Source organism: Klebsiella michiganensis, from assembly GCA_000963575.1.
GTDB classification, from domain to species: Bacteria; Pseudomonadota; Gammaproteobacteria; order Enterobacterales; family Enterobacteriaceae; genus Cedecea; species Cedecea michiganensis_A.
The window spans coordinates 2,416,462-2,432,278 of sequence record CP011077.1 but is presented as its reverse complement, the minus strand read 5'-3'; the positions used below and the strand labels follow the sequence as shown (position 1 = coordinate 2,432,278).

General features: G+C 54.8%; 13 protein-coding genes. 9 read left to right on the top strand and 4 right to left on the bottom strand.

Translation table 11 applies throughout. The features are described from left to right. Positions 1 to 2 precede the first annotated feature (2 nt). The 5 genes from VW41_11440 to VW41_11420 all read left to right on the top strand — a co-directional run bounded on the left by VW41_11440 (position 3) and on the right by VW41_11420 (position 6,780). Positions 3 to 689: a transcriptional regulator gene (locus tag VW41_11440; GenBank protein ID AJZ89602.1), complete on the top strand. Its 687-nt coding sequence runs from the start codon at positions 3 to 5 to the stop codon at positions 687 to 689. After that, entirely contained in the window at positions 686 to 2,089 is a 1,404-nt protein-coding gene (locus VW41_11435; GenBank protein AJZ89601.1) for a histidine kinase, read from the top strand. The genes VW41_11440 and VW41_11435 overlap by 4 nt, the downstream gene beginning before the upstream one ends. A gap of 192 nt (positions 2,090 to 2,281) precedes the next feature. Beyond that, complete coding sequence (locus tag VW41_11430; protein AJZ89600.1) at positions 2,282 to 3,469, top strand: hemolysin secretion protein D; 1,188 nt, start codon at positions 2,282 to 2,284, stop codon at positions 3,467 to 3,469. Then, entirely contained in the window at positions 3,466 to 5,406 is a 1,941-nt protein-coding gene (locus VW41_11425; GenBank protein ID AJZ89599.1) for a macrolide transporter, read from the top strand. Before VW41_11430 ends, VW41_11425 begins: the two co-directional genes overlap by 4 nt. Positions 5,407 to 5,409: 3 nt before the next feature. Further along, complete coding sequence (locus tag VW41_11420; GenBank protein AJZ89598.1) at positions 5,410 to 6,780, top strand: RND transporter; 1,371 nt, start codon at positions 5,410 to 5,412, stop codon at positions 6,778 to 6,780. Positions 6,781 to 7,069: 289 nt separating this feature from the next. On the opposite strand, the gene VW41_11415 is transcribed toward VW41_11420, so the two are convergent. Together VW41_11415 and VW41_11410 are read right to left on the bottom strand one after the other, a co-directional pair. Next, positions 7,070 to 7,432: a hypothetical protein gene (locus tag VW41_11415; GenBank protein ID AJZ89597.1), complete on the bottom strand. Its 363-nt coding sequence runs from the start codon at positions 7,430 to 7,432 to the stop codon at positions 7,070 to 7,072. 9 nt (positions 7,433 to 7,441) lie between these two features. Beyond that, positions 7,442 to 7,654 (bottom strand): hypothetical protein, encoded by a 213-nt coding sequence (locus tag VW41_11410; protein AJZ89596.1) that lies wholly within the window; start codon positions 7,652 to 7,654, stop codon positions 7,442 to 7,444. 521 nt (positions 7,655 to 8,175) lie between these two features. Between VW41_11410 and VW41_11405 the strand changes: the two genes are divergently transcribed. Together VW41_11405 and VW41_11400 are read left to right on the top strand one after the other, a co-directional pair. Further along, on the top strand, positions 8,176 to 9,078 hold the full coding sequence (locus VW41_11405) for a multidrug DMT transporter permease (GenBank protein AJZ89595.1): 903 nt from the start codon (positions 8,176 to 8,178) through the stop codon (positions 9,076 to 9,078). A gap of 84 nt (positions 9,079 to 9,162) precedes the next feature. Next, entirely contained in the window at positions 9,163 to 9,513 is a 351-nt protein-coding gene (locus VW41_11400) for an MmcQ protein (protein ID AJZ89594.1), read from the top strand. Between the two features lie 90 nt (positions 9,514 to 9,603). Here VW41_11400 and lacZ read toward each other — a convergent pair whose 3' ends face one another. Beyond that, positions 9,604 to 12,675 carry a beta-D-galactosidase gene (gene lacZ / locus VW41_11395; GenBank protein AJZ89593.1) on the bottom strand — a complete coding sequence of 1,024 codons (3,072 nt, stop codon included), beginning with the start codon at positions 12,673 to 12,675 and terminating at the stop codon, positions 9,604 to 9,606. A gap of 109 nt (positions 12,676 to 12,784) precedes the next feature. Beyond that, on the bottom strand, positions 12,785 to 13,864 hold the full coding sequence (gene lacI, locus VW41_11390) for a lac repressor (protein ID AJZ89592.1): 1,080 nt from the start codon (positions 13,862 to 13,864) through the stop codon (positions 12,785 to 12,787). Between the two features lie 71 nt (positions 13,865 to 13,935). Here lacI and VW41_11385 point away from each other — a divergent pair, with 71 nt between their 5' ends. After that, positions 13,936 to 14,553, top strand: coding sequence for a hypothetical protein (locus tag VW41_11385; GenBank protein ID AJZ89591.1), 618 nt, complete (start codon positions 13,936 to 13,938; stop codon positions 14,551 to 14,553). 75 nt (positions 14,554 to 14,628) lie between these two features. Beyond that, positions 14,629 to 15,441: an N-hydroxyarylamine O-acetyltransferase gene (locus VW41_11380; protein ID AJZ89590.1), complete on the top strand. Its 813-nt coding sequence runs from the start codon at positions 14,629 to 14,631 to the stop codon at positions 15,439 to 15,441. Positions 15,442 to 15,817: the final 376 nt, after the last annotated feature.

The window sequence follows — 15,817 nt, the reverse complement described above, 5'->3', positions numbered from 1 at the left end:
TGATGAAAATTCTGCTGGTTGAAGATCAGAAAATGGCTTCTGAGTACATTGCCAAAGGGCTGCGCGAGAACGATTTTGTTGTCGACGTCGCCGGCAACGGTATCGACGGCCTGCATTATCTCCTGACGACGGATTACGATCTGGCGATACTCGATGTGATGCTGCCGGGAATTGATGGCTGGAAAATCATCGAAATGGCGCGCCAGGCCGGAAAGCAGACGCCTATTATGTTTCTTACCGCGCGGGATGACGTGGAGGACAGAGTTCACGGGCTCGAGCTGGGCGCGGAAGATTATTTGATTAAACCCTTTTCCTTTAGCGAGCTGCTGGCGCGGGCGCGGGTGATACTGCGCCGCTCGGCGCCGCCAACCGCGATTCTTGAGGAGAATTTGCTGCAGGTGGGCGATTTGAAGCTCGATTTTCTGCGTCACAAAGTGTCCCGCTCCGGGGTGCGAATAGAGCTGACGCAAAAAGAGTTTCTGCTGCTAAGCCTGCTGATGCGCCGCTCGGGCGAAGTGCTTTCCCGCACGGTGATTGCCGAGCAGGTGTGGGACATGAATTTTGACCCGGAAACTAACGTCATAGACGTTGCCATTCGCCGTCTGCGCAACAAAATCGACGACGGCTTTGACGATAAATTACTCCATACTCTGCGCGGAGCGGGGTACGTGCTGGAATTACGTGGATGATAAAATTGTCGCATTTGTCGATCACCGCGCGCCTGACGCTCTATTTCTCCGTCACGATGGCTATCGTGCTTTACAGCGTGTCCGGCGTGCTTTATTCGACCATGCGCCAGCAGCTCAATCATAAAGATGAACTGGAGCTACAAAGTTCTATCCAGTTCCAGCAGGAAATTGCCTCGGCCATAGGTGAGCGGCAGGACAATGGGGAAGAGTGGCAAACCGAGCTTCTGGAGTCCGTGGTACGGCAGGAGAGGCTGTCGCTGCGTATCTTCAGTCCGGAAGGAAAAGTGTACGCGCAATCCAACAACATGGTTATTCCGGTGCAGGATTTTCCACTGCCTGGCCCCGCTTTTAGCTACCGCGAGTGGCATTACCGCGCCGGGGATATTCGGCAAAAATACTTAATTACTTCCACGCTATTCACCCTTAAAAACAACCAAAAATGGCTGGTGCAGGCGGCACTCAACGTCTCCGGTAACAATGAAATTATCAACACCTATTACAAGCGAATGCAGTTTTTTGCCGCGCTGGCGATCCTGCTGTTTGCGGCCTTTGGCTGGTGGCTTGCCCGGCGAGGTTTAGCCCCGCTGCGCACGATCACCACCGAGATTGAGAAAATTCATGCCAACGATCTGCATACCCGTATTCTGGGTAAACGCTGGCCGCCGGAACTGAACGCGCTGGCGGCTTCCTTTGACCGTATGATGATGCGCCTGGAGGCTTCATTCCATCAGCTAAATCGCTTTTCCTCGGACATTGCCCACGAGCTGCGCGGGCCGATAAACAACCTGATTTCAGCCGCCAGCGTCATTCAAACCAAAGATCGCAGTGCGGAAGAGTATCAGGAAACGCTGGCCGCTATCGTTGAAGAGGGGGAGCGGCTTTCGCGCATGATCTCCTCGATGCTGTTTCTTGCCAGGGCGGATAACAGCCGCGAGGTACTGAACGCGGAGTGGCTCAGCAGCACGCATGAATTCGAAAAACTGATTGGTTTCTACGACATTCTGGCGGAAGAAAAAGAGATTATCCTCGAAAGCCGGGGGGACGTTTCATTCTATGCCGATCAGCAGCTTATCCAACGGGCGCTGTCTAATTTGCTCTCTAATGCCCTGCGCCACACGCCTGAAAAGGGACATATTACGCTCAGCGCAAAGATTACGGATGAACAGGTGGTATTGAGCGTGAGTGACGACGGGGAAGGTATCAGGCCGGAACATTTACCCCTTATTTTTGATCGTTTCTTCCGCGGAGAAGCCTCCCGAAGCGCGACGGAAAACACCGGGCTGGGGCTGGCGATTGTGAAAACCATTGCGGAACTGCACGGCGGGAAAATCAGCGTAACCAGCAAGCCGGGGCGAGGCAGTACCTTCACATTATCTTTGCCGCGGCATGAAACGGTTTAAATACCGCAGAATAATCTCTGCTCGCAGGAACAATACTAAGCGGAATGAGTCTCAGTGACTTAAATAGGTAGCCCTTTGCTCTGGGCTGGATAAAATCTACACATATGCACCGCGTATAGCTCCGGTAGAGACAGGAGCGTTCACTATGAGTCTCTGAGATCACCGCTTTTATTGTTATGGAAAACCTGCTCAATGCTAACGAAACACCTCTCTCGCCGCGTCATCGCCCTGGCCGTGGCGCTGCTCATCGGTCTTACCCTCGCACTGTTCTTCTTTCTCAGAAGCACGGATGTACCAGACTATGTCACGGCCCCCGTACGTAAAGGTGATATAGAAAACTCCGTCCTGGCGACCGGCCGTATTGATGCTATCGAACGCGTAAACGTAGGGGCGCAGGTTTCAGGCCAGGTCAAGTCGCTCAAAGTGAAGCTGGGCGATCGCGTGACCAAAGGGCAGTCGATAGCCGACATTGATGATGTACCGCAGCGTAACGACCTGCGTAATGCCGAAGCCGCGCTCAATGTGGTAAAAGCTGACCTGCAGGCTAAACAAGCGCTACTGAAACAGTCTGAATTGCGCTTCAAACGTCAGCGGCAAATGCTGAGCGAAGACGCCAGTTCGCGCGAAGATTTTGAGTCTGCGGAGGCAACGCTCGCCACTACACGGGCGGAATTACTCTCTCTGAATGCCAAGCTTGTCCAGGCGCAAATCGAAGTAGATAAGAAAACAGTCGATCTGGGCTATACCCGAGTCGTTGCGCCAATGGACGGCGTTGTTATTGCCGTGGTCACGCAGCAGGGGCAGACGGTTAACTCCAGCCAGAGTGCGCCGACGATTATCAAGCTGGCGCGTCTCGATGTGATGACCATCAAAGCACAGATCTCTGAGGCGGATATCACCCGTATTTCCCCGGGGCAAAAGGCCCGTTTCACGATTTTCTCTGAGCCGGACAAACACTATGACGCGACGCTGCGCACCGTTGAGCTGGCGCCGGAGTCGGTAATGAAAGATGACTCTCTGGCCGGGAGCAGTTCGGCATCAGGGTCTGGCACCTCAAATGCTTCCGTTTACTACAACGCGCTGCTCGACGTTCCTAATCCAGAAAATCGCCTGCGCATTGCCATGACGGCACAGGTCACGCTGTTGGCAGGTGAGGCCAGGGACACGCTGCTGGTACCGATTCAGGCGGTACGTAAAGGCGAAAACAACAAGCAGGAGGTTCAGGTGCTGACCGCTGACGGCAAGCTGGAAGCCCGGGAGGTAAAAACCGGGATCACCAACAGCGTGGATATTCAGATCCTCGAAGGGCTAAACGTCGGGGAAAATGTCGTGCTGTCACAGCCGGGTGAGAAAGCACCCGGGGAAGGGTTTGTGCTGTGAGCCACATCATTGATCTAAAGGGTATCAGCCGGACCTACGGTAACGGCGGCCAGGCGCTGACCGTCCTGAAAAATATCAATCTGACCATCGCGGCCGGAGAAATGGTCGCGATCATCGGCGCTTCGGGGTCGGGCAAGTCGACCCTGATGAATATCATGGGCTGCCTCGACGTGCCCGACAGCGGCGATTACTACATTGGCGGGCAAAACGCCGCCCAGCTTTCACCGGATGCGCTGGCCCGGGTGCGCCGGGAACATATCGGCTTTATCTTCCAGCGCTACCACCTGATGCCTGATCTTAGCGCGCTGGGTAACGTTGAGATCCCAGCTATTTACGCCAACAGCGAGCGTGACAAGCGTCGGCTGCGCGCCGCCGCACTGCTTGGCAGACTAGGCCTGGAAGGGCGTGAGCACCATAAGCCCGGCGAGCTTTCTGGCGGCCAGCAGCAGCGCGTCAGTATTGCTCGGTCGTTGATCAACGGCGGGGAGATCATTTTGGCCGACGAGCCGACCGGCGCGCTGGACTCTCAGTCAGGGCAGGAGGTGTTAGCCATCCTGAGTGAACTTAACCAGCGCGGCCATACGGTGGTGATGGTGACCCACGACATGAAGGTGGCTCAGCACGCTCAGCGCATTATCGAACTGCGGGACGGCGAAATTATCGCCGATAGCGGCAGTCGGGTAACCGCCACACAAACGCTGCCGCCGCCTAACCGCACCCGGCAAAGCCGCTGGCAAAGTTTGCTCGATCGTACGCGGGAATCGCTGCAAATGGCGCTCAAAGCGATGAATGCGCACCGTTTACGCACTACGCTCACCATGACCGGGATCGTTTTCGGTATTGCCGCCGTTGTGACCGTCGTGGCATTGGGTGAGGGCGCGAAGCAAAAGACCCTGGAGAATATTAAAGATCTGGGAACCAACGTGGTGAGTATCTATCCCGGACGAGATTTCTTTGATGACAGCATTGAGGGCATTCGTACTCTGGTGCCGGCTGACGCGGAGGCGCTGGCAAAGCAGGGATTTGTCGACAGCGTAAGCCCGGAGGTTAGCGCCTCAGACAACATTCGTTTTCTGGGTAAGTCCGCACCTGCGTCTATCAACGGCGTCGGGCGGGACCATTTCCGCGTGAATGGGATTCAACTTTTACAGGGAACCACCTTCAGGGACGACCGTACCGCCCTGCAGGAGGTCATTATTGATGAGAATGCCCGCAAAGCGCTGTTCGACGCCGCCGGACTCGAGGCGCTGGGGCAAATTGTTTTTCTTGGTTCCGTGCCGGCACGGGTGGTGGGCATCGCCCAAAGCAATAACCGGAGCTACGCGCCAAACCGCATTACCGTGTGGATGCCCTACAGCACGGTGATGTACCGCATGGTAGGCAAACCGGTGCTGACCAGCATCAGCGTCAGGCTAAAAGACAATGTGGCTAACGAAGCGGCGGTGAGCGCTATCTCCCAGCTACTTACTCAGCGCCACGGCGTAAAAGATTTCCAGCTCTATAACTTCGAACAGATCAGAAAATCTATCGAGCGTACCTCGATGACCTTCAGCATTTTAATTCTGATGGTGGCCTGCATCTCGCTGATGATCGGCAGTATCGGCGTGATGAACATCATGCTGGTGTCGGTAACCGAACGAACCCATGAAATCGGCGTACGTATGGCGGTAGGCGCGCGGCGGAGCGACATCATGCAGCAGTTTATGATTGAGGCCGTATTGGTCTGCCTGATTGGCGGCGCGTTAGGTATTGCGCTGTCGTATGCCGCTGGTGCGCTATTTACCGCCCTGGCAGGCGGGATGTTCACGGCTATTTATTCATGGCAGGCCGCCGCCGCCGCGTTTTTCTGTTCAACATTAATCGGCATGATCTTCGGTTATCTCCCCGCCCGCAAGGCGGCAAGGATGGACCCGGTCGTTTCACTGGCCAGCGAGTAACCTATGAAATTTTTATCACCTTTAGCTCTATGCCTTGCCGCCGCGCTCAGCGCTGGCTGCGCAAACACGCTGCAAAGCGACTATCACGCGCCCAGGGTGGACTATCCCGCGAGCTGGAACAAGAGTGATGCTGGCGGAGAGTTTGCCCCGTTTGACTGGCACGCGTTTAACGATCCCCAGTTGGATAACTGGCTTCGTCAGGTGATGGCAAGCAACAACGATGTGGCACTCGCCGTGCTGCGCCTGTACCGGGCGCGACTTGACGCGGAACGAGTCGGCATCATCAACGATCCTGGGCTAAAAGGCTCGCTGGGCGTGGACGGAAAAAATCAGCTGAGCAACGCATCCGGCTGGACAAAAAGCAGTTCCGCCAGTCTTAGCACCAGCTACGAGCTGGATCTCTGGGGCAAAATTGCTCGCCAGCGCGATGCGGCGGAGTGGGCAAGCCGCGCCAGCGCAGAGGATTTGCGCTCGGCAAAACTGACGCTGCTTTCCGAAGCCAGTAATAATTACTGGCGTATTGGGTTTGTGAACCAGCAGATTGCCGTCCTCCGGCAGAGCATCGGCTATGCGACAGAGACGCTCCGCCTGGCCAACGCACGCTATCAGGCAGGCGGAGCCTCTTCCCTGGATGTGGTTGATGCTCAACAAAGCCTGCTGGCACAGGAAAACCGACTCACCGCCCTGCAGCGCGATCGCCTACAGGTTCTGAATCAGCAGGCGGTGTTGCTGGGCACCGCGCCGGGCAGTCCGAGAGTTGAACCCACTAGGTTACCCACAGGCAGGATGCCGCAGGTTAATGCGAATATCCCTGCCAGCGTGCTGATGCATCGGCCCGATATCAGCGCTAAAGAGTGGCGGGTTCGTGAAGCTCTGGCCACCGTTGATATCCGGCGCACCGAATACTATCCCGCCTTTAGCCTGACAGGCTCTCTCGGCACCGGCAGCAGCTCGCTACTCACGGTGCTGCATAATCCCATCGCTTCCGTTGGGGCTAGCCTGACGCTGCCGTTCCTGGACTGGCGGCAGCGGGGCGTGGAGGTAAAAATTGCCCGCAACGATTACGAGCAGCGCGTGCTGGAGTTTAAACAGTCGCTTTATAAGGCGATGAGCAGCCTTGAGGACGAACTCTCCCTGCGCGATCAGCTCCTGGCTCAGGAGAAAAGACTGCGGGAGGGGCTGGAGCTTGCGCGTAAGTCTGAGCGGTTGAATGAGGTGCGTTACCGCCAGGGCGCCGCGCGTATCTCATTCTGGCTAGATGCCCAGGAGAAACGCCGCCAGGCCGAGCTATTGCTGGATGAAAATCGCTTCAATCAGTTCCAGAATCTGGCAAAAATTTATCTCGAGTTTGGGGGATCGTCCAAATTCCCTTAAATCTAACTAACTCATTTTTATCTCCCGCCCCTGATGGAGCCTTTACCCGTCGTTCCGGCGGGCTGAAGGCTCCTGACTGGGCTGAAATCCATATGACGCGGGGTAAGAAAGGCATTACCCGCCGCCGTCTGTGGGAGGAAAACGTCCTGTGGATGCCAGTCCGGGCGAAACGACTCTTAGCTTTGCTGCCGCTGCCTTCCCGAGGCCACTGCGCGGTTCGACACCGAGATGTTTATGTGGAATACAAAATCAAAAATTAACGGCTCCGAAGAGCCGTTAAAGGTGTGAGTTATGTCCAGTCCTCATGGCCATTTTCATGTATCCAGACTATACCTCCTGGGCATTCTTCCTCGTAAAACCAGATATCTTCGATTTTTGCTTTCCATTCATTTTCGGTCTTTGGAAATGCAGTTTTGAAGAGGGCTATCTGATCTTCGATAGAACCCTGGAGAAATTCACCATGTTTTCCAAACTTTATTTTTCCCTCTTCCATAAGTCGTTTTAATAATTCAAAGAAATAGGCCGATTTTTCATCGTGGTTCATTGTTTCCATATTGAAGTTATCAGCCCTCATGGCAGACCAGACAGTTCCAATCGAACAACCCTCTAACTCTTCACTGAATAATTTATATTCTTCATCGTTATAAAGCATATGTTCTCCTTATCGAAATTTAATCTCTGTTCTCTTTTTGACCTTTCCTTTCCCTTTGAGGTCATCTAATTGCTTATTACCAACTATATCTATCAGGGATTTTTGCTGTTGTTCAATGAGGGATTGATCGGCAGGGCTTGTCATCGGTTGTGCAGCTAATATGTGTGAAGCCCACGCTATCAGCGGGCAGATTGCATAGATGAGTAATTTCTTTTTAATCACAAATGCGTCTCATTATCATAAAATAATTTAGAGTGTAAGTTATTGCCATTTTGAACGTCCAGTGCTTTTTTTAGTCAACTTTGTGGCGTGTGATGGGTAACAGGTCTCTGGTCACAAGGATAAGGCGCGATAAAATTTCATCTTTTACTGACCTGCAGTTTTTTTAGAAAAACATAGGGTTGGATCATATATCCATCAATAGTCAACTTTTCAGCTGGCATGAAAGACACTTCCTCTGGATACCACCGGGATTAAAGCCGTCGGGTTACTTCAGTGGCTTGCCGACAGATATCGAGTGGGGCCACATATTGGCGTTCAAAGATAAACCTGAGGCAGTGCCTGACCCGGTGCCGTCGTCATTGAGGGGATCGTCCAAATTCCCTTAAATCTTGCTAACTAATTCTCCCCAAACAGAAAACGGTTTTTCTTTCTCTGATGCTCGTTTAAAGTCTTGCTGGCTGAACGGGTTTCAGCGAGCAAAATGATAAACAAGCGTTTATTTTATGGGGAAGGGTGAAGGCATGCGTGTGTCAGATTATATCCGGCTGTTATTTCTTGCCGCGGTGTGGGGAGCCAGCTTCCTTTTTATGAAAATAGCGGCGCCAGAGTTCGGGGCGGTAAATACGGCCTTTTTAAGGGTGTTTTTTGGCTTTATAGGGCTGGCGGTGATTCTTTTCACCCTGAGATCATCTTTTCACTTTGAGGGAAAATTCCGTTCGGCGCTTATTCTGGGCGCAATTAACTCCGGGCTGCCCTTTTTTATGTATTGTCTCGCCGCAAAATGGTTACCTGCCGGATACTCCGCCATTTTAAACGCGACCACGCCGCTAATGGGCGCCATTATCGGATTCTCCTTCTTTAGTGAGAAATTAACGGCGCGAAAATGGCTGGGCGTAGTGCTGGGCCTGGCAGGGATAATGGTGATTACTTCGGTCGGTGATGCACACTCCAGCGAGGAGAAGATCGCCGGAATTATTGCCTGCCTGGTCGCCACGAGTTGCTACGGTGTGGCAGGCTTTTTAACCCGCCGCTGGATCTCCAATAAAGGCGGTCTTGACCCTAAAATCGTCGCCTTCGGCAGCCAAATAGGGGCCACGCTTTTCCTGTTACCGTTCTTTGCCTGGAGCGTGGCGACCGGCCCGTCAATCAACTGGCTGCAGGGCAATGTCTGGCTCAGCGTGCTGGGTCTGGGGATCCTGTGTACCGCCGTGGCCTATATTTTCTACTTCCGCTTAATTGCCGATATCGGGCCATTACGCAGCCTCACGGTGACTTTTCTCATTCCACCGTTTGGTGTGTTGTGGGGCTACCTCATTTTGCACGAAACCATTAGCGAAGCGTTTATCATCGGGGCAGTCATTGTGTGTTTCTCCGTCTGGCTGGTGATAAGCCCGGACAAGAAAATGCTCACCGTAAAAAGTTAACCCAGGCACCGGCTGCGAATGATTGTGGTTATACTAGCCGCAAGCCCGGATAAGGTTTCCGGGCTACGCAGTAAAGGAAAAACGATGCAACGAGAAGCGCTGTTCACCGCGGTGTTTGACAGATATCAGGTCGAGCCCGACTATCCGTGGGATAAGTTTAAGGACTATGCCGTGCTGCGCCATCGTTATAAGCGCAAGTGGTTTGGCGTGGTACTGAGCATTTCTGCCGCAAAGCTGGGGCTGGAAAGCGATGAGGTGGTCGATATTCTCAACGTGAAGGTGATGCCCGGTGCCGTCGGCTCGCTGCGAATGCAGCCCGGTATTTTACCGGCGTATCACATGAATAAAGAGCATTGGGTCACCGTGCTTATTGCCCAGGTACCCGATGAACTCATTTTAGGGCTTATCGATGAAAGTTTTGGCCTAACGCGTTAATTTAAATCTTCCCGAATACCATTCTGAAACGAGGTATTCGGGAAGGCGGTTATAAATAAACTTTCACTGGTTTAATCGCGGCTTGTTCAATTATCGTTTCTTCCAGCTGATGGCGTAGTGATAATGCGACCCGGAGAGCAAGAACTCCGGCGAAACGCTCGGACTCCACGAATCGTCCCCGCCCACGCCCATATGATAACCGTCGATATTCAGCCAGCTTCCTGCCTCTTCTTGCAATAAATGCCGATGCGTGGCTTCCCGCAGCTGTTTCTGGCTGTAGCGACTGATATTGAAGTGAAACGCACCGCGCAAACAATGGCTGCCGTACTCCAGCGATGAGGTGTCGCAGCGCAGGCCATTTTCACTCGGAAAAACGTAAGGCGTGTACATATCCGCCAGCGGCAGCGTCCATCGGTTAAACAGCGCCGAGCTTTTACGGTCGGGGTAGTTCTCGTGCGGGCCGCGCCCAAACCAGGTTACTTCCGGGGCGAGATCCGCAAGCTGGCAACAGAGACCAATACGCGCGGGCGCCGGCGTGCCGAACGCAACCTCTACATCCACCGTAATGTGCAGTTCACCCTCGCTGTCGATAAGGTAATTTTTGCGGCTGATAAACAGCGTGTTACCGTTGCCCTGCCAGCTGTGGGCGGTGCGAACCAGCACCGCGTTGCTCAAGGCGTCCACATTAAAACTCAGTAGTTCAGGCTTCAGGTCGTACATGCCTGCGGCCCGCCAGCGCTCCACCCAGGCATTAGGGTCGATATGCGCGGCTTCGCTAATCCCGATGTCATTATCGAGCGGGGCCCGGGAAAAATTATCCTGCAGCGGCGTGAGCAGCGCAGGGCGTTGATGGCTAAACCACTGGCCGAGCAGACCGCTGCGGCGCTCAAAACGCCAGTGCTGATCGCCGTGGAATACATCAACATGCCTGTCATCCGTTTGCAGCAATGGGGCGGAGCCGGCGGGGAGGATATTCGGCCGGGCTAACGCGGATGGCAATTGCCACTGCGCCTGAGCACAACAATGCCCGGCCTCACTCCATGAGGTGGCCTCTGCTTGCCGTACTTCGACATTGAGCCAGATGGCACCGGGCTGGGTTATCTCCGGCAGCGAAAGCTGAAGCACTCGGGTTTCCTGCGGCGCCAGAAGTAAAGTCTGTTCGCCGCGGGCCAGCACTTCACCCTCCCTTTGGAGCGTCCAGATCAGCCGCTCGTTATCGCTGGAGCGGAAGAGGTATTCACTGGTGGCTTCCAGTTGGTTTCCGGGCAACAGGCGGAACTGGAAGAACTGCTGCGCCTGTTTAGCCTCTTGCAGAGCAGGATGCGGCGTGCGGTCGGCGAAAACCAGGCCGTTCATGCAAAACTGACGATCGTTCGGCGTGTCGCCAAAATCACCGCCATACGCGGCCCAGGCCAGGCCGTTTGCATCATGCCTGACCAGGGACTGATCGACCCAGTCCCAGACAAAACCTCCCTGTAGCCTTGGGTGCTGGCGAAATGCCTCCCAGTATTTACTGAAGCCGCCCAGACTGTTGCCCATCGCGTGGGCGTATTCGCACAAAATGAGCGGGCGGCTTTCTTCGGGCAGTCCCGGCCATTTCTTAATAGACCACTTTGGCACCTGCGGGAAGGGCTGATCCCGATCGACCCGGGCATACATCGGGCAAATAATGTCGGTGGCCGCCGTGTCTGCGCCGCCGCCTTCGTACTGTACGGGGCGCGTAGGATCGTTAGATTTTATCCAGCGGTAGAGCGCATCGTGATTGCAGCCGTGCCCGGACTCGTTGCCGAGCGACCAGATGATAATGGCCGGGTGGTTGCGATCGCGCTGTACCATACGCGTCACGCGTTCGGCCATCGCGGGCAGCCAGCCGGGATCGTCGCTCAGGCGGTTCATCGGCACCATGCCGTGGGTTTCTATGTTGGCCTCATCGACAACGTACAGGCCGTAAAAATCACACAGCCTGTACCACAGCGGATGGTTGGGATAATGAGAGCAGCGTACGGCGTTGAAGTTGTTCTGCTTCATCAGCAGGATATCGAGCCGCATCGTGTCTTCATCCATCACCTGGCCGTTTACCGGGTGATGCTCATGCCGGTTGGTGCCCCGCAGCAGCAGCGGTTTGCCGTTGAGCTTCAGCAGCCCCCCGGTGATTTCCACCTTGCGGAAGCCAACGTCATAGCCTTCAGCCTCGAGAACATCGTCATCTTGCATCAGGACAACCACGGCCCGATACAGGTTTGGTTCTTCGGCGCTCCACAGCAGCGGTTGTTCAACCGGCAGGTGCAGGGTGGTGCGGTCGTGATAAGCGCCGCGTTCATCAATAATCGGGCTGCCAATACTCTGCTGCTTTGCCGCCAGCAGAGTCTCTCCGCGCCAGAGCTGCACCAGCACTTCGCTGGTGCTGATGTTTTGCCCCTCAATTTTAACTAAAGCCCGGAGCTCTCCGCGCGAAAAATCTGCGTTAAGATCGGTCTGCAACTGTATGTCGGCGAGGCGTGTTTCCGGTTTATGCAACAGAGATACATCCCGGAAAATACCGCTCATGCGCCACATATCCTGATCTTCGAGATAAGTGCCGTCGCTCCAGCGCAAAACCATCACCGCGAGACGGTTGCTGCCCTTTTTTAGCGCGGCGCTGAGGTCAAATTCAGAGGGCAGGCGGCTGTCCTGGGCATAGCCTATCCAGACGCCGTTACACCACAGATGAAAGGCGGATTTTACGCCGTCAAAAATAACCCGCGTTTGCCCGCTCGAGAGCCAGCCATCTTCAACCTCAAATGTGAGCGAGTAACATCCAGTAGGGTTTTCCTGCGGCACATAAGGGGGATTCACCGGGATCGGATAGGTAATATTGGTATAAATGGGCGCATCATAACCCAGCATTTGCCAGTTAGACGGCACGGGAATGGCGTCTGCGCCTGGAAGATCCTCGCTGAGCCAGCGCTCCGGAACCGCTTCGGGACGCGGGAAATAGCTAAATGCCCATTCCCCGTTAAGGGACTGCAGCGCCGGTGAGCGTTTATCATCTCTGGCATCATCTGGCGAACGCCAGCTAGCAAATGGCGGATGAGCCGCCAGCGCGTTAAGCTGGGTCACGCCGGGAGACTCCCAGTCCCGGCGGGCTAGCGTGGCCTGAAGCGAAGGTGAAGTGTAGGTCATGGAGAGGCGCCTGTCAGAAAATGTTATTCGCTCACAATTTAGCAACGGATATGCAGGAGTAAAGCCATCACGCCGTATTCGGTGATGGGCCTCACAAAGAATCCTGGTTTTATTTCAGACGCGAAATCTGGTGTGCGAGGCGAGAAAGCTCGTCGGCCAACTGCGCCGCCGTAGGCTGCACCGGGCTACCCGGCGCGGCGGTCGTTTTGCGTTCCACGAGGCTAATCGGGTGCAGCGCCGCCAGGGCGCCCCCCTGGTGGATAAGCGTCATGATGCCGTTCACGCTGGCTTCCCCGAGCAGCCTGAAATCCTGCCGGATGGTCGTCAGCGGGGGCAAAAAACAGGCGCTGTCTTCAGTGTCATCAAAGCCAATAACGGAAATATCCTGCGGCACCGTTAATCCGGCCTCCTGGATAGCGCGGAGCGCACCCAGCGCCATCTGATCGTTAGCCACAAGGAGCGCCGTGGGCTTCTGTCCGTCGCGCAAAAGCAGGCTAGTCTGGTGGTAGCCCGAAAGAGAATTCCAGTCCCCGCGCATAAAAGCCACAGGCGCAAGCTGATGCTGCGCCAGCGAATGCTGCCAGCCTTCAAGCCGCAGTCGGGCTGAGACAGAGTTTTCCGGGCCGGCGAGCAAGGCAATCTGGCGATGCCCCAAAGTGACGAGATGCTCCACCGCAAGGGCCGCGCCTGACGCGGCGTCGGTAACGATATGGTTAGCCAAAACTTCCGGAGAAACATCAAGGAACAAAACGGGAACATCGCCGCAGACTACCTGCACGGCTTCCACCTCCGCGGTTTCCAGCGGGATGTTCACAATCAGCCCGTCAACGCGCTGGGCAAGCAGGCTATTTACGGCGGCGATCGCCGCCGCTACGCCGGGCTGTTCAACCATCGAAATCATCACGTTGAACTGCATCTCACCCGCTTTGGATTTTATCGCCGCCGCTATCTGCGAAGGGGCATGCAGGGAAAGGGTGGTTGTGGCCAGCCCCAGCGTCTGGCTGAGTTTACCCGCCAACTGCTGGGCTACGCGGTTAGGCACATAGTTCAGCGCCTTCATCGCGGCCTCGACCTTTTGCCGCGTTTTCGCTGAAACGTGCGAAGCCTGATTGATCACCCGAGAAACGGTCTGATACGACACGCCTGCCGACTCGGCAACATCGTACAGTGTCACAGATTTCGCTTTCATTGCAGGCTTCCTTCTCGCAGACGCTGGTAGGGCGGCTATTCTACACATAACGCGAAAGCCGGGAGAAACTTATGTACAAACTGTATGGCGTGTCGAGTTTTGGGTCAGCCATTACTGAATTGATGCTAACGCTGGTTGAGGAACCTTACAAATTCATCGACGTGGACGGGTTTGATACGCCCGGCCCGATGCGGGATCGGCTGTTGGTGATTAACCCGCTGGCGCAGGTGCCTACTTTGGTACTGGAGAATGGGGAAGTGCTGACCGAAAGCGCGGCCATTGCGCTCTGGATCCTGGATCGCCACCCGCAGTACGCCCCGCCTGTCGGCTCGTCGGAGCGGCAGCAGTTTTTCCGCTTGCTTATCTGGATTGTGGCCAACGTTTATCCCACCTTCACCTACGGCGATTACGGCGAACGTTGGGTAGAAGAGGAGGCCACGGTATTGACGGAAAACCTTTATCGCTACCGCGAGTCGCTGTGGCTGTGGTTTGAAACCCAGCTGGGTGCAGGCCCCTATATTTTTGGGAAGCAGCTAACGCTGCTGGATTTGTATCTGCCGGCGATGACCCGCTGGCGCCCACGACAGGCCTGGTTTGACCAACATACGCCGAAGATAGCTGCTATTGCGAATCAGGTTCGTGCTCTGCCAGAGTTGAATAAAGTGTTGGGCAGAAACGGCATGCTCTAAAGCACTAACGATCACCTGCCTGTCGGGCGCCGCATTTATAGTGAGGCCATTCATTCGCAGCAGGGAATCAGCAACATGGCATTAGATCTGGGGCTTTATTTCGACCGTATTAACTATCACGGGCCGCGCAGCGTCACGGCGGAAACTTTACGCGCGCTGCATCTGGCGCATACGTGCGCAATTCCGTTTGAAAATCTGGATGTTTTGCTCGGCAGAACAATCCATATTGACGATGAGAGCATCTTTGACAAGCTGGTGCTGGCCGGGCGGGGCGGCTGGTGTTTTGAGCAAAACGGCCTGTTTAGCAACGTGCTAGCTGAGCTGGGGTTTGAGGTGGAAAATTTAGCGGCTCGCGTACTGCTGGCAAACCCACCGCAAATGCCGGCCAGAACGCACCGTCTCACAAAAGTTCGCCTCGATGGCCAGGCCTGGATTGCCGACGTTGGCTTCGGCGGTAAAACGCTGCCCGAACCTGTTCGCCTGGTGGAAGGTGAAATGCAGCCAACGACGCATGGCGTTTACAGTTTTGAAAGGGTGGAACAAGACTGGCTGCTGAAATTCCATGACGCCGACAAAGTGATTAACCTGTATCGCTTTAACCTCGAACCGCAGTACTTCTCTGATTATGAAGTCGGGAATCACTATGTGGCAACCTGGCCGCAGTCGCACTTCCGCCAGTGCCTGACGCTAAGCCTGTACAAGGCCAATGGTGAGAAAAATACGCTCTATAGCGCAGGTGAAAATGCCCCAGTGTTTACCCGGGCGCAAGAGGTCTATGACCTGCTGCAGAAAAACTTCAATCTACGTTTCGACCACCCGCGCCACGGCATCACCCTCGAAGAGTTCTCCGCGATGCTGGTACGTATTGGCGTGATACCAGCCGCCTGATTTTTTTGCCCTCAGATGCCGCCGCTCGTGCCAGCGAGCGGCGGCGATCCGCCACGATCGTAAACATCCACCCGAAAACCCAAAATAAAATAGTGAAGGTACGCGCGTAGATAGTGGATATATCTTGTTTCAAAACCGACGCAAGGGTAAAAGGCCGAATAATATGAGGAATATTCAAAAATTGACGTTACTTTGAAAATTTCCTTTATCAATTTGAGCCTTTTTCTTTTAGCATAACGGCGGTTCTCATCAGGCGGCTCAGCGGTTAACACAGGTTATGAAAAACATCTTTCTGGCAATCATCCTTTCTCTTATGGTTATTGGCGCTTTTGCTCACGATCCGCAGCCGGGTACCGGGCTGGATACTCTCGCCGCC